24 protein-coding genes are annotated in these 20,572 nt (G+C 56.7%); 12 read left to right on the top strand and 12 right to left on the bottom strand.

Features of this window, described 5'->3' with window-relative positions:
* Positions 1–345 precede the first annotated feature (345 nt).
* The 4 genes from IEW12_RS23280 to IEW12_RS23265 form a co-directional block, all read right to left on the bottom strand.
* Complete coding sequence (locus tag IEW12_RS23280) at positions 346–1,272, bottom strand: alpha/beta hydrolase (protein ID WP_188568535.1); 927 nt, start codon at positions 1,270–1,272, stop codon at positions 346–348.
* A complete protein-coding gene (locus tag IEW12_RS23275) occupies positions 1,272–1,616 on the bottom strand; it encodes a DUF1840 domain-containing protein (protein WP_188568534.1) in 345 nt (114 codons plus the stop codon). The genes IEW12_RS23280 and IEW12_RS23275 overlap by 1 nt, the downstream gene beginning before the upstream one ends.
* Before the next feature lie 92 nt (positions 1,617–1,708).
* Entirely contained in the window at positions 1,709–1,876 is a 168-nt protein-coding gene (locus IEW12_RS23270; RefSeq protein WP_188568533.1) for a hypothetical protein, read from the bottom strand.
* Positions 1,877–2,038: 162 nt separating this feature from the next.
* Positions 2,039–2,614 (bottom strand): hypothetical protein, encoded by a 576-nt coding sequence (locus IEW12_RS23265; RefSeq protein ID WP_229751305.1) that lies wholly within the window; start codon positions 2,612–2,614, stop codon positions 2,039–2,041.
* A 202-nt stretch (positions 2,615–2,816) separates the two neighbouring features.
* Here IEW12_RS23265 and IEW12_RS23260 point away from each other — a divergent pair, with 202 nt between their 5' ends.
* From IEW12_RS23260 to IEW12_RS23250, 3 genes are read left to right on the top strand one after another with little or no spacing between them, the layout of a single operon-like run.
* Positions 2,817–3,116 carry a hypothetical protein gene (locus IEW12_RS23260; RefSeq protein WP_188568532.1) on the top strand — a complete coding sequence of 100 codons (300 nt, stop codon included), beginning with the start codon at positions 2,817–2,819 and terminating at the stop codon, positions 3,114–3,116.
* A 1-nt stretch (position 3,117) separates the two neighbouring features.
* A complete protein-coding gene (locus IEW12_RS23255; RefSeq protein WP_188568531.1) occupies positions 3,118–4,026 on the top strand; it encodes a sensor histidine kinase in 909 nt (302 codons plus the stop codon).
* Entirely contained in the window at positions 4,023–4,820 is a 798-nt protein-coding gene (locus tag IEW12_RS23250; RefSeq protein WP_188568530.1) for a LytR/AlgR family response regulator transcription factor, read from the top strand. The genes IEW12_RS23255 and IEW12_RS23250 overlap by 4 nt, the downstream gene beginning before the upstream one ends.
* 281 nt (positions 4,821–5,101) lie before the next feature.
* Here the strand turns inward: IEW12_RS23250 and IEW12_RS23245 are convergent, their stop codons facing one another.
* Both IEW12_RS23245 and IEW12_RS23240 read right to left on the bottom strand, forming a co-directional pair.
* Positions 5,102–6,046, bottom strand: coding sequence for a DMT family transporter (locus IEW12_RS23245; RefSeq protein WP_188568529.1), 945 nt, complete (start codon positions 6,044–6,046; stop codon positions 5,102–5,104).
* Positions 6,047–6,117: 71 nt separating this feature from the next.
* The gene (locus tag IEW12_RS23240) at positions 6,118–6,978 is read right to left on the bottom strand and encodes an AraC family transcriptional regulator (RefSeq protein WP_188568528.1); all 861 of its coding nucleotides are present in this window, start codon (positions 6,976–6,978) and stop codon (positions 6,118–6,120) included.
* A 161-nt stretch (positions 6,979–7,139) separates the two neighbouring features.
* On the opposite strand from IEW12_RS23240, the gene IEW12_RS23235 reads away from it, so the two are divergent.
* The 3 genes from IEW12_RS23235 (at position 7,140) to IEW12_RS23225 (ending at position 9,025) form a co-directional block, all read left to right on the top strand.
* Entirely contained in the window at positions 7,140–7,349 is a 210-nt protein-coding gene (locus IEW12_RS23235) for a hypothetical protein (protein WP_188568527.1), read from the top strand.
* Between the two features lie 138 nt (positions 7,350–7,487).
* Positions 7,488–8,486, top strand: a complete 999-nt coding sequence (locus tag IEW12_RS23230) for an MBL fold metallo-hydrolase (RefSeq protein WP_188568526.1) — start codon at positions 7,488–7,490, stop codon at positions 8,484–8,486.
* 134 nt (positions 8,487–8,620) lie between these two features.
* Complete coding sequence (locus IEW12_RS23225) at positions 8,621–9,025, top strand: hypothetical protein (RefSeq protein ID WP_188568525.1); 405 nt, start codon at positions 8,621–8,623, stop codon at positions 9,023–9,025.
* 65 nt (positions 9,026–9,090) lie between these two features.
* Here the strand turns inward: IEW12_RS23225 and IEW12_RS23220 are convergent, their stop codons facing one another.
* Positions 9,091–9,666, bottom strand: coding sequence for a carboxymuconolactone decarboxylase family protein (locus IEW12_RS23220; protein ID WP_188568524.1), 576 nt, complete (start codon positions 9,664–9,666; stop codon positions 9,091–9,093).
* Between the two features lie 114 nt (positions 9,667–9,780).
* Here IEW12_RS23220 and IEW12_RS23215 point away from each other — a divergent pair, with 114 nt between their 5' ends.
* The 4 genes from IEW12_RS23215 to IEW12_RS23200 are packed head-to-tail and all read left to right on the top strand — an operon-like array spanning position 9,781 to position 12,860.
* Positions 9,781–10,116, top strand: a complete 336-nt coding sequence (locus IEW12_RS23215; protein ID WP_188568523.1) for a winged helix-turn-helix transcriptional regulator — start codon at positions 9,781–9,783, stop codon at positions 10,114–10,116.
* 20 nt (positions 10,117–10,136) lie between these two features.
* Positions 10,137–11,267, top strand: a complete 1,131-nt coding sequence (locus IEW12_RS23210) for a DUF2855 family protein (protein WP_188568522.1) — start codon at positions 10,137–10,139, stop codon at positions 11,265–11,267.
* 16 nt (positions 11,268–11,283) lie between these two features.
* Entirely contained in the window at positions 11,284–12,324 is a 1,041-nt protein-coding gene (locus IEW12_RS23205) for an FUSC family protein (protein ID WP_188568521.1), read from the top strand.
* A gap of 35 nt (positions 12,325–12,359) precedes the next feature.
* Positions 12,360–12,860 carry a GNAT family N-acetyltransferase gene (locus IEW12_RS23200; RefSeq protein WP_229751304.1) on the top strand — a complete coding sequence of 167 codons (501 nt, stop codon included), beginning with the start codon at positions 12,360–12,362 and terminating at the stop codon, positions 12,858–12,860.
* A gap of 134 nt (positions 12,861–12,994) precedes the next feature.
* On the opposite strand, the gene IEW12_RS23195 is transcribed toward IEW12_RS23200, so the two are convergent.
* Positions 12,995–14,035: a GlxA family transcriptional regulator gene (locus IEW12_RS23195; RefSeq protein WP_188568520.1), complete on the bottom strand. Its 1,041-nt coding sequence runs from the start codon at positions 14,033–14,035 to the stop codon at positions 12,995–12,997.
* 146 nt (positions 14,036–14,181) lie between these two features.
* On the opposite strand from IEW12_RS23195, the gene IEW12_RS23190 reads away from it, so the two are divergent.
* Positions 14,182–14,652, top strand: coding sequence for a nuclear transport factor 2 family protein (locus IEW12_RS23190; RefSeq protein WP_188568519.1), 471 nt, complete (start codon positions 14,182–14,184; stop codon positions 14,650–14,652).
* A 79-nt stretch (positions 14,653–14,731) separates the two neighbouring features.
* Here the strand turns inward: IEW12_RS23190 and IEW12_RS23185 are convergent, their stop codons facing one another.
* The 4 genes from IEW12_RS23185 to IEW12_RS23170 form a co-directional block, all read right to left on the bottom strand.
* Positions 14,732–14,986, bottom strand: coding sequence for a DUF1161 domain-containing protein (locus IEW12_RS23185; RefSeq protein WP_188568518.1), 255 nt, complete (start codon positions 14,984–14,986; stop codon positions 14,732–14,734).
* Between the two features lie 168 nt (positions 14,987–15,154).
* Positions 15,155–16,630, bottom strand: a complete 1,476-nt coding sequence (locus IEW12_RS23180) for a M20 family peptidase (protein ID WP_188568517.1) — start codon at positions 16,628–16,630, stop codon at positions 15,155–15,157.
* A 44-nt stretch (positions 16,631–16,674) separates the two neighbouring features.
* Entirely contained in the window at positions 16,675–17,586 is a 912-nt protein-coding gene (locus IEW12_RS23175) for an MBL fold metallo-hydrolase (protein ID WP_188568516.1), read from the bottom strand.
* A gap of 5 nt (positions 17,587–17,591) precedes the next feature.
* Positions 17,592–18,146, bottom strand: coding sequence for a TetR/AcrR family transcriptional regulator (locus IEW12_RS23170; protein ID WP_188568515.1), 555 nt, complete (start codon positions 18,144–18,146; stop codon positions 17,592–17,594).
* 253 nt (positions 18,147–18,399) lie between these two features.
* On the opposite strand from IEW12_RS23170, the gene IEW12_RS23165 reads away from it, so the two are divergent.
* The gene (locus IEW12_RS23165) at positions 18,400–20,568 is read left to right on the top strand and encodes an ATP-binding protein (RefSeq protein WP_188568514.1); all 2,169 of its coding nucleotides are present in this window, start codon (positions 18,400–18,402) and stop codon (positions 20,566–20,568) included.
* The last annotated feature ends 4 nt before the right edge of the window (positions 20,569–20,572 follow it).

Below are 20,572 nucleotides of genomic sequence, written 5' to 3'. Positions count from 1 at the left end.
CGTTTTTTGGATGCTAATCCAAGGCCGCGTTGTAAGCCTGCATCAGTAGCACAGGCTTACGTCAGTCTGGTTTTCGTGCAGATCATACCTTCCTGATATGCATGACATCAGCGCTTGCCGGCTAAATCAGGCAGCGGTGCGGGCTGAGGTTTCGATCTGCACGGCGCGCTAGTGTACCAGCCTATACCGTAGTTACGCTGAGTCGTGCATTGCCGGAGAGGGCAAAAGCCGGTTTTTCAGGTAAAAACAATAATTTTGCGATACTGCTGGTTACCAAGGCCGGGAAGCTTGCTGAAAAAGCAAGCACGGCCCAGCCGGCGAGCATGCCACTACCGGCCGTAAGACTTACATTGCGTGAATAGCGGTTGCGGCTGTAGCGGTAGGTACGATAGGTGCGGATTCCGGCATCAACTGCTGTTTTTGCAGCCAGTTGTGAACATCGTCAAATACCCGCGAGGCGTCCACTTCATTGAAAATCTCATGGTAAAAACCATCATAGAAGTGGGCGCTTGCTAGCGATGGCGCCAGGTGCGCGAACAGGTTGCGGCTGCCCGCAGGGTCTACCAGACGGTCTTCGACGGCGACCACCAGTAGTGTCGGTATCTTCAGTTGCGCCGCATGGCCGGCAACATAGCCCATGGACTTCAGCATGCTGCCAAGCAGCCGCGCACTGATCTTGGAGTGCACCAGCACATCGTTTTGATAGGCGATGACGACTTCCTTGTCATGCGACAGGTAGCGGGTCTTCAGGCCATTGGAAATGCCCACGCCGGGTATCAGCGCGGTGGCGGCTTTCAGCATCAGCTTCTGGACAGGCGACATGCGCAGCGCCAGCGCCGGTGACGACAATATCAGCGCACGCAAAGGCGCCAGTCCTGCAGCGGCAAAGCGTGCAGCAAACAAGCCTCCCATGCTATGCCCGAGCAAGATGGGCGGGGCCGATAGCTGCCGCGCAAAGTCGTTCATGACCAGCCGGGCGTCGCGCAGCATTGCTTCTTCATCGGGCACATCGCCACGCGGGCCGCCGGATTTTCCGTGGCCGCGGTGGTCGTAGGTACGGACGACAAAGCCCAGCGCGTTGAAAAAACGCGCCACATGCGCATAACGGCCGCAATGCTCGCCCAGTCCGTGCATGATGACGATGCCATCACGCACCGGCGCGGCCTTTTCACCGGAGATTTGTCCGGGCAAAGGCCAGTCCCTGACAAACAGGGACGTGCCGTCTATGGTTTTAAGATGAAATTCAGACGTATCCTCTATATGGGATGTCATCAGACTCCCCACATCACATCACGCTGCATCTTGTGGGCTGCATGCAGCATTTCCAGCAGCGGATAGGCGCGAGCGGAAAAGCTGACCGTTTCTATCTTCTCGTGTTCATTGTCATCAACGGTGTCATTGTGGTGAACGTCGATATCCCTTTGCACGATCTCGGATACAGGATGAACCTTGCTCTCATTGACCGCAGCTTCAATGATCTTGATGGCATTTCCGGTTTCTTCGGAAGTGATGACGCCGATGTCGACATCCTTGTGGAGTAGCTCCAAAATTCGACGCGCATGCTCTTTATACATCGTGACTTCGGCGGCGGCTTTCGATTTGAAAGTGATTAACATGAAACCAACTCCTTATTTTTCGTTGTTTGCGCAAATGCAAGACCTGTTCCGCTGGAAGTTCCCGTATGCTGCAGTGCAAGGACTTCGCCTGTTTACACTGCGGCATCAGCCAGCGGGGTCACTTTAATGATAATCCTAAAAAACGTTCGCCGCAGAGCGGCAGCGTACAAACTAAAGATTTTTTTCTTTACGATACAAATTGCTGCAAAAAATGCGGTTTTGCCGCGCGGTATGCGCGAAAACAGCAATAATACCGTCATTTATACCCTCTGATGGCCTTTCATCAGCAACGAACCCTTGCATCCGCGAATCATTTGCGGATGCAACATAGCTGTGCGCCGAAACCGGTTTTTTCAATATTTTTCGCTTGAAAAACTTTGCCGCGAGGCTATTAAGATTGCCCGGCAGCGGCAAAGCCTTGCCTATTGCGTCTTGAACGCAGTCATGAAGGTATCGATCGCATCCCTGGTCATCAGCTTTTCGTTGCCAATGATGACAGCCTGATACACCCACTGGTCGCTGGCTACAAATCTGGCAGCCAGCACGACCGGCTGGCCGTTCTGCAGTTTGCCGTGCGCTTCTACATCGTAGGAGCGGGTTTGCTTGCTGCCGTTGGTGGTGGAAGCGGAGGCGCCGGCAGATTTTTCACTGCTGACCTGGCCATCGATGTTTTTCAGCATGCCGTCTTTAATGCCTTCCAGCGCTGCCAGTGCCTGCGCGTTGTCAGGCAGCTTGGCGCTGCCTATCGCAAAGCTGGTGCCGTCGACGTCGGCTGCCATCATATGCATGGTCATTTTGATGCCGTGCAAATCCATCTCGCGTGAAAATGACGAAGGCTTGGCCGGCAGCAGGGCGGTATAAGGTGCGTTTTCGCCATGGACTTCGCGCCAGTCCAGCTTCGGGCTACAGGCTGCGAGTGCTATCACGCCTGCCAGCGCCGCGGCGCGCAGCAGAGGGACGCGGCGGACTAAATCAGGGCTGAAAGTGGTATTTTTCACAAATACTTCATTTATTATCAAAATTAATAGATATTGTAAGCGATGCGGGCAGGCTTGGATGCTGTGCCGGTGCTTGCAACGTTTCTTTTCATCGCCTGCAAACACCGGTTGGCCCCTCGATTTGGCGATTCATCGGAGCGTCATGGCGCGGCGTATGAGCACTTGTTACAGTGCAGGCATCAACAGACTTACGGAGAAAACGATGAAAAACCACACAGGCATGTCGGGCGACAGCATCATGGAATTACTGCGCGATGTGGCAGAGGCTTTCACCGGATTGGTTACTCACGGCGGCCGCACCTTGATGCGCCTGCCTTTGCCGCGGCTAATGCTGCTGTGCATAGGATTGGCCTTTATGCTGACTATCCTGCCGCTGGCTTTCATGCTGTTCGTACTCTTCCTGGGCATAAAACTGGTGTTGCTGCTGTCGGTTCTTGCCGTCAGGAAGGCACGCCGGCGGCCCCTGTTGCTTGGCAACCCCGGCAAGCACGCGGACGAGTGATATGAATCAAAACGATAGCAACCGCCTGCTGCCCTTGTTGCGCGAGGTTGGCGAGACAATTTCGGTGCTATGGTGGGCGTTTTTTGACTGGCTGGCCGTTGTATCCTGGCGCAACCTGCTCATTATCTGCTTTGCGGCGCTGATTTTCGGCGGCATGCTGAATATGCCGCAACCGGCAGCGATGTTTGCATTCGTCTCCATTGGCGTCAAGGTGCTGGCCGGCGGTAAGCGCCGTGCCGATCTGGCTGCCGATGCGGCAACCACCCGCGCCAATGTGGAGGCGCTGGAGCGGCGCCTGATGGAAGCGCAGATGGCGACGCTGCAGGCTCAGATAGAGCCGCACTTCCTGTTCAATACGCTGGCGCTGATAGGCCAATTGATAGAAACCGATCCGCCGCAGGCCGCGCGCATCCATACCCATCTGATCCAGTACCTGCGTTCGGCTCTGCCGCAGATGCGCGACAAGGGCGGCGGCACGCTGGGGCGACAAATCGAACTGGCGCGCGCCTACCTGACCATCATGCAGGCGCGCATGCGCGACCGGCTGACGGTTGCCATCGAACTGCCCGAAAGCCTGGCCGAAACGCCTTTTCCGCCGATGATGATACAGACGCTGGTGGAGAACGCGATCAAGCATGGGCTGGAGCCCAAGACGCAAGGCGGCCATATCGATATCCGCGCCAGCGTGCGCGAGAAATTCCTGCATGTGGAAGTGATAGACAATGGCGTCGGCTTCAACCTGCATGCGGGCGACGGCATAGGTCTGGCCAATATACGCGAGCGCCTGAAAATGCTGTTCGGTGGCACCGCTCAATTGATCATAGAAATACCGGCGCAGGGTGGTGCCTACACCTGCATACGTGTGCCCATACAGACGCCTGATAAGAAAACGGGAGCTGCAGAACGATGAATGGTGGAGCTAACTATAAAACCATAACTGCGCTGATTGTCGATGACGAGCCGCCGATGCGCGAACAATTGCGCGCGCGTTTGCGCGAAGTGTGGCCGGAACTGATGATCGTTGGCGAAGCCGGCAATGGCCTGGAAGCCGTCACGCAGGCAGGCATGCTGCGGCCCGATATTGTGTTCCTGGACATACGCATGCCGGGACAAACCGGGCTGGAAGCGGCGCGTTTTCTGATGCAGCAATGCCATATCGTCTTTGTGACTGCCTACGACGAGTATGCGGTGCATGCATTTGAGCAGGGCGCGCTGGATTACCTGTTAAAACCCATCGATGCGGAACGCCTGCGCCGCACCTGTGGCCGGTTGCAGGAAAGGATCGCGCATCTGCAGCGCGCCAGCGCGGTGCCGGAAAATATAGAGCAACTATTGCAGCAACTGGTACAGCATGCACAAGGAGGCACGGGCAAGCGTGATTATTTGCGCTGGATACAGGCCAGCAGCGGTACCAGCCTGCGTATGATCAGTACCAGGGAGGTACTGTTTTTCCAGTCCGATGAAAAATATACGCGGGTACAGACCGAGCACTCCGAGGTCTTGATACGCAAGACACTGAAGGAACTGGAAGACGAGCTTGACCCCAGCGAATTCTGGCGTATCCATCGTTCTACGCTGGTGCGGGTGGATGCGATTGTGGCTGTCGCCAGGGATATGCGGGGCAGGCAGATGATTACTTTGCGCAATCATGCTGAGAGGTTGGAGGTTAGCAGGAATCACTCGCATCTGTTTCAGCAGATGTAGGCTGCGGATTGATGTGCTTGCTGACCTTGCCTCTTAATAAAGATATTTTACTTCGTTGATTTAGGCCGGGGGTGGCCCGGCGGCCACTTACTTTTCTTTTCTTCGCCAAAGAAAAGTAAGCAAAAGAAAGGCGACCGCAGACTTGCCCTACGGGTGATGGCGCCGAGCGCCATCACATTTTGTGCGTCACAAAATGCTTCGTCCCGAGCGGAGGTACTTCAAGAACAACTACAACATCTACGTCAAAAGCAATTCAAAGTCAGATTGCAGAGATTCATGGATCAGTGGCTTGCCGGCTTGAATGCCCGTACTGCAAATGCTACTCCTGCACACAACATCACTATCCCCATCAAAATCTGTGGTGCCGGCGGGTTGCCGCGCAGGATGAAGGCGTATAGCAGTGCGGATAGGGTTTCGAACACGATCAGTTGGCCGGCCAGGCTGGTGGGGAGTTTTTGGCTGGCGTAGTTCCACAATAGCGTGCCCAGCCAGGAAGCCAGGAGGCCCAGGGTCAGCATCAGGCCGATGAATATCCATGGGGTAGGACCCAAAGGGTAGTCGTAGCTGCCGCCGTTGAAGTGCAGCCAGAGTCCGTAGGCGATAAAGCCGGCGGCGGCCATGGGCAGTGTGGACAGGCCTTGCGCGGTGGCCCAGGTGGAGGAACTGATATGGGGGTGTACCTTCATATAGCGGCCATTCATGATCGGGTACCAGGTCCAGGCGGCGACCGCGATCAGCGCGACCAGGCCGCCTTTGGCGTATTCCGCCAGGCTGCGCTTGCCGTCCATATGCGCCAGTTCGCTGGCGTTGACCAGCATCAGGCCGATGAAGATGATCAGCAACGGCAATGCCAGCTTTTTCCAGGCGATGGATTCGCTGGTGTGGTGCGGCGACCAGTTGCTGCAAATGGCAATGATGACCGGCAGCGTGCCTATCAGCATCGTCGGTAGCGGTGCGTCTGCCAATTGGATGGCGCTGGCCAGTGCCGCGTAGTAGATGATATTGCCGATCAGGACCAGCTTGGCGGCGGCGAACCAGTCTTGCCGGCGTAGTTTGGCAATACGTCTCCTATCCAGCCAAGCCGGTACTAGCGCAATCAGGCCGAAGGCGATGTAGCGGCCGAAAGACAGGATGGCGCCGGGATAATCGGGCAGCAGTAAGGGCGTAATGAATACCAGGCCCCACAGTAGGCCAGCGCCCAGTGCAGCGAGGATGCCGCCTAACATAGAGTGCTAACGGGGCTGGTACAGATTTTGATGGTCATCGTAGTGCAGGCTTTCAGTACAGGATGTACCGATTATCCGCGTGTGGGCAAGCCTGGTCTTGTACCAATTTGCTGTTGATATTGTGCAGGAGTGACGCCATACGCGCGTTTGAACCAGCGGTTCAGGTGGCTCTGATCGGTCAGGCCCACGGCGGCTGCGGCGTCTGACGGTGTATTGCGCTGCGCCAGCAAGTGCTTGGCCCGGGCTGTGCGGCGCGCCTGTATGTACTGGTGCGGCGTTACATGGTAAACAGCGGCAAAACTGCGTACAAAGTGGAACATCGACAGCCCGGCTTCCGCAGCCAGTTGCTCTAACCGCAGGCTTTGGTCCAGATTATCTTCTATGCACTCCAGCACGCGCTGCATGGCCAGCGTCCGCCTTTGCTGATGGCTGGTCGCCGCTGACGCCACTTGCGCATTCTTGCCGTAACGGCTGACTACGCCGTCTATCAATTGCGTGAACGTGGACACGAAAGCGATGTCGTCACCCGCATCCCACATGGTCTTGAAGGCTTGCTGGTAAGCATCGGCCAGGGCAGGGTCATGCACGGCGGCATTCGGGAAGAAGGCCTCGGTGCCTGTCATTTCCAACAGGGTCTGCGGTTCTATGTACAGCATCTGGTAGGTCCAGCCGCCGTCCACTTCCGCCTGGCCGGTATGCATTTCATCCGGGTTCAGCAAGACCACGGTGCCGGCCGGCGCGATATGGTCTTCCCCCTGGTAGCGGAAGCGTTCCACGCCTGCTTCTATCGCCCCTATCGAATAGCCGTCATGCACATGCGGTGCAAACGCATGGTCCACCAGGCGTGCCGAATACAATTCCACGCCCGGCAGATGCGGGCTGGTCTTGAAGGTCACGAATTCATTCGGGTGGTGGAACACAATGGCGGCCATCTACAGATAAGGTGTCCCATCATAGAGGATTTTCCCCGCTATGGCAGGTTGCGGCTGCGGTTTACCTGTAACTATTGCCATAGTTGCCATTAATTCTTGCTATTTGTAGTAGCAGGCCTATATTTTATTGATCAGGAATAAGAAAGTGAAAGGGGAGGCGTATGCATCCTAATTTTTCAGCCGCTGCGATTGCTGCCTGCCTGCTGCTAAGCGCCTGTGCGAGCACCCCCGAAGCCAGCCAGAATGCGGCGGACAATAATGCCCGCTATGATGCGCAAAAAGTGCAGGCGATAGAGAAGGCCGCGAGAGCATCCGGCATCGATGTACGCTGGGTCAACTATCCGCAAAAAATGCAGGAAGAAGGAAAATAGACCGCGCAGCAGATAAGCAAGCGCCGATTCAGTGGTCCGCTGTCGTAGTGTCGGTCTGCACACCTGTCTCAATCATTGCTTTACTTATTCTTTTGTCTCCCTTATGTTGCTTTTGGTCTGACAACAAAGGGAGTGAGTGTGAAGCGAGTTCTCAAGTACATAGGCATCTTGTTAGTGCTGATTCTGGTATCCGGCGCTGCCTGGCTGTTTTATCAGTTCGAGCATCCACCCGAACTCAGTCCGTATACCTCGCTGGCGATGCCTGAGGCTGCGGCTCCCGAGGCCGCAGGACAGCAAGTGCGGGTGACATTTCTCGGCGTCGCGACCCTGCTGATAGACGATGGTGAAACCGCCATCATGACGGATGGATTTTTCACGCGCCCAGGCCGGATGACGGTATTAACCGGTGAAGTCGCTCCAGATCCCGCGCTGATAGCGCAGACGCTGAAACGCGCCGGTGTGCATCAACTGGCGGCAGTGATCACCGGACACTCGCATTATGATCATGCGCTGGATTCGCCCGAGGTGGCAAAGCAGACTGGCGCGCTGCTGGTCGGTTCAGGATCTACTGCGAACATAGGCCGGGGCTGGGGTCTGCCGGAGCAAAGCATCCGCACAGTGCACGGAGGAGATGAGCTGGACTTTGGGCGTTTCCACCTGAAATTCATCAAAAGCCAGCATGCGCCCACCGGCTTTACCGGCGGCGAGATAGGCAAGCCGCTGACGCCGCCGGCCCGCGCTACCGACTACAAGGAAGGGGATAGCTATTCCATCCTGGTGCAGCATGGGCAGTACAGCCTGCTGGTTCAGACTAGCGCCGGCTTTGTGGAAGGCGCGCTGAAGGGCGTGCACGCGGACGCGGTTTTCCTCGGTGTCGGCACGCTGGGTATGCAGCCTGAGGCTTTCCGGCAAGCCTATTGGAAACAGGTCGTGCAAACCGTGGGCGCGCGCCGGGTATTTCCTATCCACTGGGATGATTTTACCCGCCCGCTGGCTCAGGATCTGGTTGCGTTGCCTTTTCCATTTGATGATTTCACGACTTCGATGAATTTCATTATCAAAAATGGCAAGCAGGACAAGGTGGAAATCAGGATGGCGCCGGCATGGCGGCGCATAGATCCCTTTGCCGGCTTGTAGCAGCTATGTGGCGAGGTTTTCACAAATCGTCGCCGATAGTGCGCTGAGCCGTCCGTAAAGCTGACATATTGCAGCACTAGAGGCTAGAATAAGCATGTCTGTCCTGCCAGTTTATTTTTTCATCCCGGAGCCTTATGTCATTTCGATCTTCAGCATGTGTTGGTTTGTCGGCCCTTGCGCTGCTATGCGGCTGTGATCGGCTAGGTATCTCCGATCCGGTCAAGGACGCCGCCAACAAGGAAGCCGATTCCCGCGCAACCGGTAGCGCCTGCCGCCATGCCGGTCGTGCGATAGAAGACTGCTACGCGATCAATCCTGATGCGTCGCGCGCCGCAGTGTATGCAGGCTGGAAAGAAATGAACGACTACATGCGCGAAAACAAGATTGAAGTCGTCAAGCCCGAGCTGGCTCCGACTGCGCCGCCGCCCAAGCCGGCAGCCGAAGGCGAAGCCGGCTCCAGCGCATCGGCGGAAGCGAGTGCCAGCGCCAGTGCAGAAGAAAAATCGGCAAAGGCGCCCAAGAAATCAGGATCTCACTGAGGAAGCTTTTACTGAGTAAGCTTCCACTAAGTAAGTCTTGCCAAGTAAGGCCTGGCTGAGCAGTTTTACTCAGAGGCCTTTGCAAAACGCGCCGCAAATTTTTCCGGCGCCAGCCTGATCGCATTGGTCATGAAGGAGATCGTATGGTAATAACCTACGATCGCCAGCATTTCCAGCAGTTGCTCGTCGGAATAGTGCGTTGCCAGCTTGTCCCAGATGGCGTCCGGCACCGTGCTGTGCTGGTGTAGCGTGTCTGCCAGTTGCAGCAAGAGCGCCTCCTGTTCTGTCCAGCCGTCCGCAGTGGACGGAAATTCCAGCGTGGCGCGCACTTCAGCTTCCGTCAACTTGGCGTGTGTGGCAAACAGTGCCACATGCACTCCCCATTCATACTCCGATCCGCAGGCAGCGGTAGTGCGCAAGATCAGGATTTCCCTCTCGCGCAGGCTGATGGCGCCGCGATCCAGCAGGCCGCCGGCGAACATCTTGTGCAGCACGCGCGGATTACGCGCCATCGTGCTGAACAGGCTCAGCGGCTCCATGCCGGGCGGCATGACCTTGGTGAAAGTGTCTGCAATCGCAGCTTCATAGGGTGGCAGCACCGGCGCAATACGGGGTGCGGCGCTTTGGACAGTTTTTTCCATTGCATATCTCCGGGTAATTATTTTCCTAGGCCGTTTTTTCATGCATTGCTACTAAAACAGTAGCATGCTATGAATAGTGTAGCATGCGTATTTTGATCATGCAGGAAGTGAAAAATGAGCTTACCCAAACCGGGAACCCCGGTGCGCGGTTCCCGCACCGGACGCCCTGTGATGGCCTTGCTGGATATCCTGGGCCGGCGCTGGATGCTGAGGGTGATCTGGGAGCTGCGCGACACGGCGCTGACCTTCCGTGAATTGCAGGGCCGCTGCGATGAAATGTCGCCTACGGTGCTGAACCAGCGCTTGCGCGAGTTGCGCGATGCAGAAATTGTCATGCTGGCGGACGAGGGCGGTTACTCGCTGAGCAAATCCGGTGTACAGTTGCTGGAAGCCCTGATGCCTTTGCAAAAATGGTCGGACAAATGGGGCAAGAACCTATACCAAAAATAATTTCAAACGGAGACATATCCATGCCGGTAACAAATATCACCAATCTGGAATTCATCGTCGAGCGCGACAATCTGCGCAGCAGCAAGTTTATCGAATCCGCTCTACCTACTGCCGACACTTTGCAGGATGGGCAGGTGCTGATGCGGATAGACCGATTCGCCTTCACCTCCAATAATGTGACTTATGCGGCTTTCGGAAAGGCGATGTCGTACTGGAATTTCTTTCCTGCGCCTGAAGGCTGGGGCAAGATTCCGGTCTGGGGTTTTGCCGAAGTGGTGCTGTCGCGCCAGGCTGATGTAAAAGTCGGTGAGCGTTTTTACGGCTACTATCCCATGTCATCCCATGTCGTGCTGCAACCGTCACGTTGCAGCGAGCACGGATTTACCGATGCCGCCGAACACCGGCAAGCCATGCACGGCTTGTATAACCAGTATCTGCGCACCAGTACCGACCCGGCCTATACCGCCGGCAGCGAAGACCAGCAGGTATTGCTGCGGCCGCTGTTCATCACGTCCTTCATGATTGATGATTTCCTGGCCGACAATGATTTCTTCGGCGCGAAAACTGTGCTGCTGTCCAGCGCTTCCAGCAAGACCGCCTACGGCCTGGCCTTCATGTTGTCGCAGAGGGACAAGAGTCAGTGCAAGGTGATAGGTTTGACCTCGCAGTCAAATATTGCATTTGTAGAAGGGCTGGGCTGCTACGACCAGGTGCTTGCGTATGACGAACTGGCATCCCTACCGGTAGATCAGCCGGTGGTGTATGTGGACATGGCGGGGAATGGCCAATTGCGCAGCAAGCTGCACCATCATTACCAGGACAATATGAAGTATAGCTGTGCGGTAGGCGGCACCCACTGGGATGAGTTGGGCGGCGCATCCAATTTGCCGGGCGCGCGGCCGGCGCTGTTCTTTGCCCCGGCACAGATCAAGAAGCGCATGGGCGACTGGGGGCCGGGTGGCGTGCAGGCCAGACTTGCGCAGGCTTGGCAACAGTTGATGCAGCCGGTGATGCGCAAAGACAATCCCTGGCTGCAGGTAGTGCACGGGTATGGCCGTGAAGATCTGCAGCGTGTCTATCTGCAGATGCTGGACGGCGGCACGCAGCCGGTAGAGGGGCATGTGCTGGCGCTGGTAGAAAAGCAGGCTTGATCACGGAATAGCAGGAATGTCGTCATCCTTCTGGAACAAGCCCGGCTTCCGGCAGCAATTGCCGGCGACCTTGCGCCAGGTGTTGAAAGCGCTGGTAGCCGCCGCGCTGGCGTGGGTGGCGGCGGACGCCCTGCATTTGCCGCAAGCGCACTGGGCGGTCATTTCTACACTGGTAGTCGTGCAGGGCACGCTGGGCACGACAGTTAGGGCCGGGCGCGACCGTGTGCTGGCAACTGCTTTTGGCGCGGCAGCGGGCACGCTGGCCAGCCTGGCGCATAGCTGGAGTTGGCCTATGCCGGTGCTGTTGATCGCCGCATTGGGGCCAGCGGTCTTATTGGCCAGCATGCGGCGCGACTTCCGCACTGCGCCTATCGCGGCCATGATAGTTATCTCATCCATTTCCTCCCATGTGTCGCCGGTAGGCGCCGCGTTGCTGCGTGTCGCAGAAATTTCTTTGGGCGCCGTCATCGGTATCGCCGTTTCGCGCTGGTTCTTGCCCGTGCCTACCCAGGCGCGCATGCAGCTGGATGCCGTGCATCTGCTCGAGCAATTATGCGATTACGCGGCAGGCATAGGGCGTGCCCCCGACAAGGGCCAGGAGCTGACGGAAGAACAGGCAGAGGAAAGGGCCGCCAGGATACGTAGCTATTTGCGCGAAGCGGCGGTGATCGCCCGTGATGCGCGGCATGAGGGCAAGCTGGTGCATGAGCATGCGCAAGAGCTGGCTACCAGCCTGCGCCGCCTGTATGAAGACCTGGCGCTGATCAAGCGTGTTGCAGCCCAGGCCCGTCGCCGTGCACCGGGGTTGCACCCGTTGCTGGAACAGTTAGGGTCGGGTTTGCAAGAGGCTTTGCAGCAGGAGCTAAGGCAATTAGCGGAAGGTGGACCGGAGACAGGCAGGCCGGTATTGGAAAGTTTGCTGGAATCACTTGCACCCAATGCAGAAAGACCGGCAGGCGGCGATTTGCGCGCGGTGCTGCGCTATGCGCTGTCTTCATTGAAGCGTCAGCTGGATACGGTATCGGGACTGCTGCGCTACGATGCCACTCCAAAGTAAAATGGCGGCAATGGTCGTAGTGGCAGGGAAAGAATATGGCAGTCAATTTAAGATTAATGCGCAGTACGGATATTGAAGACGTTTGCGCGATACAGCAGGAAGCCTATGTGCCGGACATGGTGGAGGACGGCGAGGTGTTGCGTGAGCGGCTGCTGGCCTGCGCAGAAACCAGCTGGGTGGCTGAAGATGAATACGGGCTGTGCGCCTATTTGTTCGGCTATCGTTCAGTGCTGGGTAAGGTCAGCCCGCTGGGCTATCAGTTTAAGCATGTGGCCGGTGCAGATAGCCTGTACCTGCATGATCTTGCGGTGTCGCAGCGAGTAGGCGGGCAGGGCGTGGGGGCCTTGCTGGTGCGGCTGGCTTTGCAGCAGGCGGTAGCCCAGGGTTTGCGCCATTCCTGCCTGGTATCGGTGCAAAGTTCCACGGTGTTTTGGAGCCGGCTAGGGTATCTGCAGCAGGAGCTGGCTGATCCGGTGCAGCAAGCCAGCCTGCAGACATATACCGGCCCAGCCTGGTATATGGCCAGAAAGCTTTAAGAAGCTGTTGTGAAATTACGCTGGCGTTGTTGCTCCTCGTCGTACTACTCGTAGACTCGGCGTCCCCGGCTAGGCGCCCCCCTGCCTCGTCGCCGTGCCTGGCCAGCCTAATTTCGCAACAGCTTCTAAGCCTCCTAGTTTGCGTATCCGCTTCTGGCCAGTTGCTGCTGCCGCTTGTACGCGGCGGGCGTCTGTCCAGTGATACGTTTGAACATTTTTGCAAAGGCCGGCCTGTCCTGGTAGCCCACGGCGGCAGCGACTTCGGCCACCTGCGGATTGCCCCTGGCCAGTTGGTCACAGGCGGCGCTCACCCTCAGTCTTTGCAGATAAGTCGCCGGACTATATCCGGTTGCCTTGTTGAAGCGCCGCAGTAGCGTGCGCGGCGAGCAATGAGCGACCTCGGCGAGGTTTTCCAGCGTCAGTTCTTGCGCATAGTGCACGTCCATCCACAATTGCAATTTACCGATCAGGCTGTCGCCGTGAGCGAGCGCTGCCGGTGCTGATGCAAAGCCGGATGCAACCTCGGACGCAAACCCAGATAGCGCTGCAGATGCGTACGGCAACTGGCTGCTACGGCCTAGTTCCACCACCATGGCATTGGCCACCTGCCGTGCCAATGCTTCTCCTCCATGCTGGCGTATCAGGAACAGGCACAAGTCCAGCCCGGCTTGCGCGCCGCCGGAGCACAGCACATTACCGTCCTGCGTCATTAGCGCTTCTATGGACAATTTCACCTTGGGAAAGCGCTGGCGGAACCCCTGTTCCAGCGCCCAGTGCGTGGTTGCGCGCCTGCCATCCAGCAGGCCGGCGGCTGCCAGCAGAAAGGCGCCGCTGCACAGGCTGGCAAACTGGGTTGCAGATTTTTTGGCCGGCGCTTTTGATGATGCTTGCATATAGGCTTGCAGCTCCAGGTTTTCAGCGATCGCCAGATCGACATCCCGCCCTACGGCCGGCACGATAAAGATATCCGGCGTCGCCAGATGCTGCAGTCCGCTGTCAACTTGTATGCTGCCCAGCGTATTTTCCACGGACCGGCCGTCGGTGCTGACACGTTGCAACTGGAAAAGCCTGCTGCCGTGAAACTGGTTGGCCAACTGGAATGCGTCTATCGCCATGCACAGGCTGGATGTGATGGTCTGGCGGCAGACGTAAAGCGCGACTATGACGGTGAGCATGGAGTGGGAAATGCAAAAAAGCTGACGAAGAGGTTTGTCCATTATAGACACAAAATAGGTAAAATCGCCACCACCCAATATGTTATAAGAAGTGCATAATCGGGTTTCAATAGCTCCCATTTTCTTCTTACCTGATTGAGGTTTTCATGCACGCTAATGCTCAGCTGATACAGACTTTTTACCAGGCTTTCCAGAAGCTGGATGCCGAGACCATGGCGAGCTGTTATGCGTCCGATGTGCTGTTTACCGACCCGGTATTCCCCGCGCTGCGCGGACGGGAGGCGAGCGATATGTGGCGCATGCTGTCTACCAAGGCACAAAACTTTTCGTTGGTGTTTGACGGCATAGAGGCGGATGACAGGCAGGGCAAGGCGCACTGGGTCGCCACTTATACGTTCTCGCAGACCGGCAATACGGTGGTGAACGATATCCACGCCAGCTTTGAATTCAGGGACGGCAAGATCGTCCGTCACATCGACCGCTTTGACCTGTGGAAATGGGCGCGCCAGGCGCTGGGCCTGAAGGGATTGTTACTGGGCTGGACGCCGGTAGTACGAAATGCAGTGCAGGCACAGGCGGCCAAAGGGCTGGCAATTTTTCGCACCCAATCTGCATGATATAGCGGCAGTCAAAATTAAAAACGGGATGCCTGGCATCCCGTTTTTTTAAGCCCTGCCAATGCAGCTTACCTGGCTTTTATTCAGATTTTTCTGCTTTGGCTGCCTTGCCGGCGCGCTTGTAGATGATCTTCTTTTTGTCTGCATCGCAGCTGCCGACCACGCGGTTGGTGGTTTCCGTGTCTTTGGAGACGATTTCGAGCGTGTAGTTCTTCACGCCTTTCCCGGCCAGCTTGGTTTCGATTTTGGTTTGCAGATCGGCGCACGGCAATGCTGCTGCCAGTGTCTGTGCAGATGCCAGTATCAGGCCTGCGCTCAAAAACAGTTTTCTCATATCTCGCTCCGTGTAGGGGTATTCTTGCTCTTCCTGATGTGAGGACGGATCAGGCTTTAGCAGAATCATGTCACATTAGTATCCCATCCCGCTAGCGGGATGGTGGTTTATTTCCACAAATGTGACTTGCTGACGACGAAAGCTGTCTTGCCGCACAAAGCTCGCCGCTCAGGGCTTAGTGCTATTCAGCAGCAACTGGTGGTAGAAATTGATCATTTCCGCATAATTCTTGATCGATATACGCTCATTGGTGCCATGGAAGCGCGGCAAGTCTTCCGAGGTGGCGCGCACCGGCGAAAATTTGAAGATATTGTCGCTGATGGCTTCAAAGTGGCGCGAATCGGTCGCGCCCAGCATCAGCCCCGGCGCAACAACGGTGCCGGGAAAGGTTTCGCGTATGCTGCGGGCCAGCGTCTGGTAGGCCTGGCCTGAGATCGGCGTCACGCGAGAGGGATCGGAATTGGCGGCATACGGCTTCAGCTTGATCGCGTCATTGGCGACAGTCTGCTTGACGTGCTCCAGCACGGTGGCCTGTGTATCTCCCGGCAGCAGGCGGAAATTGACGGCGGCGTCTATCGTGCCGGGCAACACATTGTCCTTGTTGCCGGCATGGACCATCGTCAGTGCAGTCGTAGTACGCAGCATCGCGTTGGTACTGGCGCCTTTCGCCAGTTCTTTTTGTACCAGCGGTTTGAACAGCCACAGATTGGATAGCAAGACCCGGTTCAGGCCGGACATTTCCGGTGCTATGGTTTCAAACATATCCAGCGCCACGCCGCGTATCTGGGCCGGGAACTGCTGGTCTTCCAGTTTTGCCAGCGCCACGCTCATCATGCCGATCGCGGTCTTTTGCGGCGGTATCGAGGAATGCCCCGGTACTGCATCCAGGCTCAGGAATACTGTCGCATAGCCTTTTTCCGCGACGCCCACCAGTGCGGCAGGCTTGTCCAGCCCTTTCAGTATGCCCTCGGTCACCAGCAAGCCTTCATCCAGTACATAGTCCAGCTTCACGCCGCGCGACTGCAGCAGCGCAGCGATCATTTTTGCGCCGCGCAGGCCGCTGACTTCCTCATCATGGCCGAAAGCCAGGTAGATGGTCTGGCGCGGCTTGAAACCTTCACTGAGCAATTTCTCAGTCGCTTCCATGATGGAAAACAGGTTGCCCTTGTCATCCCAGGAGCCGCGGCCCCAGACAAAGCCATCCTTGATGCTGCCGTCGAAAGGCTGTTGCAGCCAGTTCTTTTCGGTGCCCGGTGCAATCGGCACCACGTCCTGATGCGCCATCAGCATGATGGGCTTGGCTTTGCTGTCCGTGCCTTCCCAGGTGTACAGCAGGCTGCGGCCGTTGACTTCTTCCCGCTTCAAGCTGGCATGCACTTTGGGGAAGGATGTTTCCAGATATTTATGCAGCTTGTCGAATTCCTCGGCATTCTGCTCCGGATCGGTATCGCTGGAAATGGTCTTGAAGCGCAATGAACCGGCCAGCCGCGCCGCTGCCGCATTTTCATCCAGGCCAAGAGGGGGAACCGGCGCAACATCGATTTGCCGCGACTGGAAACGCAAGGTATTGATGGCCACAGCAGCGATCAGCAGCACCAGTATGGCGAGAATGAGTTGAAACAGGCGCAGCAATATTCGTTTCATAGTGTCTCTTTAATTTTTTATGTGGAGAAGCTTGGGCAGAATGATCATTTCACAAAATGCGGAAAATATCCAATGGCATCATGCACTTGCGCATCGTGTGCCGGGATGATCAGCAACAGGGGATTTTGCTGCTGGACGCGGTGCAGCGACGAGATCGTTTCCATGGTGCGCGGCTGGTCTTCATCGACCAGTGCGCTGGCTATCCACATTTTCGGCTTCTCTTCTACAATTGCCCGGCTTTTCCAGACGCTGTCGCCAATGAAGAAATACTGCCTGCCGGACGCCGTCGTCAGCAGCAAGCCCACCGAACCCGGAGTATGGCCGGGCAAGGGCAGCAGTACTGCACTGCCATCGCCAAAGATATCCAGACTGTGTGAAAATCCCAATACGGCTTTGTCCGACCACGCGTAGCTGTGCCAGCGTATGGCGGGCGGCGCGATCTGGGATGGAAAAACCGAGACCGCATGCGGGCTTGCCAAATACGCTTTTTCCGCCTCGCTGAGCCAGACTTCCGCCTCGGGGAAATCGACCAGCGCGCTGGCATGGTCCCAGTGCGCATGCGACAGGAAGATGCGCGGTATGCGTGTCAGGCCGGCGGCATCCAGTTGCTGCCGGGCCGGGGTCACAGGACCGTAGGAAAAGAAGGGGCGCGCCCATAGCGGCATGTCCTTAAACTGGGCATCGATATTTTTACCCAGGCCGCCGTCGAACAAAAAATCACCTTGGGGGTGGCGTACCAGCACCGCGATATGCTGCAGGCGGGTGGATGCAAAATAGCTGCCGCCGGAGTAGCTGAGGCCTTCCAGGGTGCTGACTTCCGACGTCTTGATGAGGGAAAATTCCAGTGCTGCAGGTGTTGGCGCGGGTGCAGGGCCCAGCGCGGGTTGCGCCATCACCGCCGGGGCCAGCATGGATAGCAGCGTCAATAAGCCAAGGCATTTGCGAAGCAGCGTCATCGTGTTTAGTCCAGGTACCGGTGAAGGTCGGATTTGATCTGCTGCAAGGCGCGGCAATCGTGCCGCGCGCGGCTTAATACCAGGCCGCCTTCCAGCGCCATCAGCAGGCGGTCTGCGAGCCGTGGAGCCTCGGCTTTGCCGTGTGCCAGGAACAAGCCGGCCAATGCTGCGTGCCACGCGGCATAGGCCTGTTCGCATGCAGCCTGTATGCGCGGGTTGATGCCCGCTTGTTCCAGCGCGATAGTCGCTACCGGGCAGCCCTTGGTGAATTGCGAAGTTTCCAGCTGATCGATAAAGTAGTCGATGGCGGCCGCGACGCAGGCCGGCAGGCTGGCATGCGCGCCAGCGACGGCCTGCAGGGCGGATTGCACCGCTACCGCTGATTGCTCCAGCGCAGCGATCGCCAGATCCTCTTTGCCCCCTGGGAAGTAGTGATAGAGCGAACCCTTGGGCACGCCGCTTTCCTGCAGAATCTGGTTCAGGCCGGTGTTGTTGTAACCCTGGGTTTGCAATAACAGGGCGGTGGTCTGGGTCAGGCGGTCGCGAGGGGGTGTTTTCATAAGATATATAATTATATAGACTGGTCTAGATATTATTGACTTTGGTCAGCGCTGTCAATCGCGCTTTTTCTGCACTCAGCCTGCTTTGAAATTGAGAAAACATCGGTTTTAAAGTTAAATCCGTGTCTGTTTTGCGAATATAGCTGCAAAAAAACTCACATTTGCTGCTATTCTGATAATGAGTCCATGTCACCTACAACATAGTCGGTGGAATAACAGATTCCATGCCTTTCAGGTCTAACAGGGAGTGTCCATGAAGCGAACCAGGATGCAGACCAGCCGCGTAGCTATCGCGCTTGGCACATTTCTGGTCGCGATCATCGCTGTCATCGCCATTGCTGCGATCCTGCTGCTGCGCAAGCAGGAAATTGATGACTGGCGCAAGCAATCAGCCGCATTCAGCCGCATTCTGGCTGAAACCACGGCACAGCAAATGAGTACCGCCTACCTGGCGCTGGACAGTATTGCAGAGCGCATCCAGGATTCGTCGACATCCGATGCGAATTACCTGCGGCGTGCCCTGAAAACGCCGGAATTCTTCCAATTCTTACGGGAGAAGGCTGCTATTTCACCGCAAATCGACGTGGTCGGCGTCATCGACGACCATGGCGATATCATCAATTATTCCCGCGAGTATCCGGCGCCCAAACGTAACCTGGCGGACAGGGACTACTTCATCGAGCAGAGGGATAACCCCAGCCAGGGTGTATACCTGAGCACGCCGATACGCAACAGGGCAAATGGCGACTGGACCTTTTATATCAGCCGCCGCCTGACCGGCAGCGACGGCGAGTTCATCGGCATCGTGCAACTGGGTGTATCTCCTGCGTTCTACAGCAAGTTTTACCAGCGCGTCAGCCTGCGGGGCCAGGCGACCATCAGCATGATACGCAACGATTTCACCCTGCTGGCAAGGTGGCCGATGAAAGACGAGCTGATGGGCAAGCGCAATGTCAGCGACGCCACCTATCGCGTGCTGGAAGTGCTGCAAAAAAAGAGCGACGTGGTGATTACTGCCGACAACCAGATGGAAGGTATACAGGTCGTCGAGAACTATCCGCTGATCACCAATTTCACGATAGACGAATCCCTGTATCTGGCCGACTGGCGCCGGACCAGCGCCATCATAGGCACGGTGGCCGTGGGCACCATCATCGCCATTATCGTTTCGTTCAGTATGCTGGCCAGCCTGTTCAAGCGGCGCGAAGAAAATCTGCAGGTCACCACGGCGCTGAAGCAGCAGGCGGAAGAGATCAACCGCACCCAGGCCATACTGCTGCAAAACCTGACGGCGCAGCAGCTTGCGCTGAAGGATAGCTCAGACCGCATGGAAGCCATCTTCCAGAATGCAGCGGACGGCATCGTCATGATTGACGAGGACGGCAAGATCGAGGCTTTCAATCATGCGGCAGAAGCGATCTATGGCTACAAGAATGCCGACGTCGTCGGCGACAGCAGCAAGATTTTCTCGCCACCCGGTAAATATGATTTGCTGGAACTGGCGATGAGCCGTAATGAGTTTGTGCACACCGGGCAAATCCATCTTGAAGATGATTCAGTGCGCAGCGGCGGCGATGCCTTTCCGGCTGAGCTGTCCATCAGCGAATATTATCTATCCGGCAAACGCAAACTGATCGTCATCGTGCGCGACATCACCGAGCGCCGCAAAATGGAAAGGATCAAGAGCGAATTTATTTCCACCGTCAGCCATGAATTGCGTACACCGCTGACGGCAATACGCGGTTCGCTCGGTCTGGTGCTGGGCGGGGCCGTTGGCGATTTGCCGGAAAAAGCCCATCCGCTGATCAGCATCGCCTACAAGAACAGCGAGAGCCTGACGCGCCTCATCAACGATTTGCTGGACATACAAAAAATAGAAGCCGGCAAGATGGACTTCAAGTACGAGCTATTGCCGCTGCAGCGCCTGCTTGAGGCTGCGGTGACAGCCAACCAGTCTTTTGCGCAGAACCTGGGCGTCAGCATCGCGCTGGAACACGCGGGTGTCAATGCGCAGATCCGTGTCGATGCCGGCCGCTTCCAGCAAGTGATGGCCAACCTGCTGTCCAATGCCTGCAAGTACTCTCCATATGGTAGCGAAGTGACAGTGGAAACCAGCATCGTTGAAGAAAACCGGGTCAGGATAGAAGTGATCGATCGCGGCGAGGGCATTCCGGAAAAATTCCGCCACCGTATTTTCCAGAAATTTTCGCAGGCAGATTCTTCCGACACCAGGGCCAAGGGCGGCACCGGCCTTGGTCTGTCTATCACGCAAGCCATCGTCAAGCAGATGCGGGGCGAAATAGGCTACTACTCCAGCGGCTTAGCGCAGGGCCAGGAAACCCACTTCTACGTCGAGTTTCCGTATGAGTCCATCGACATGCAGGTCAGCGAAAAAAATACTGTGGAGCTTGATCAGTCCTAAACAG

It is taken from the genome of Parundibacterium terreum, from assembly GCF_014636315.1.
GTDB lineage: Bacteria > Pseudomonadota > Gammaproteobacteria > Burkholderiales > Burkholderiaceae_D > Undibacterium > Undibacterium terreum.
Note: the sequence above shows the minus strand (reverse complement) of the source record. Positions and strands in the feature narration are given on the sequence as shown.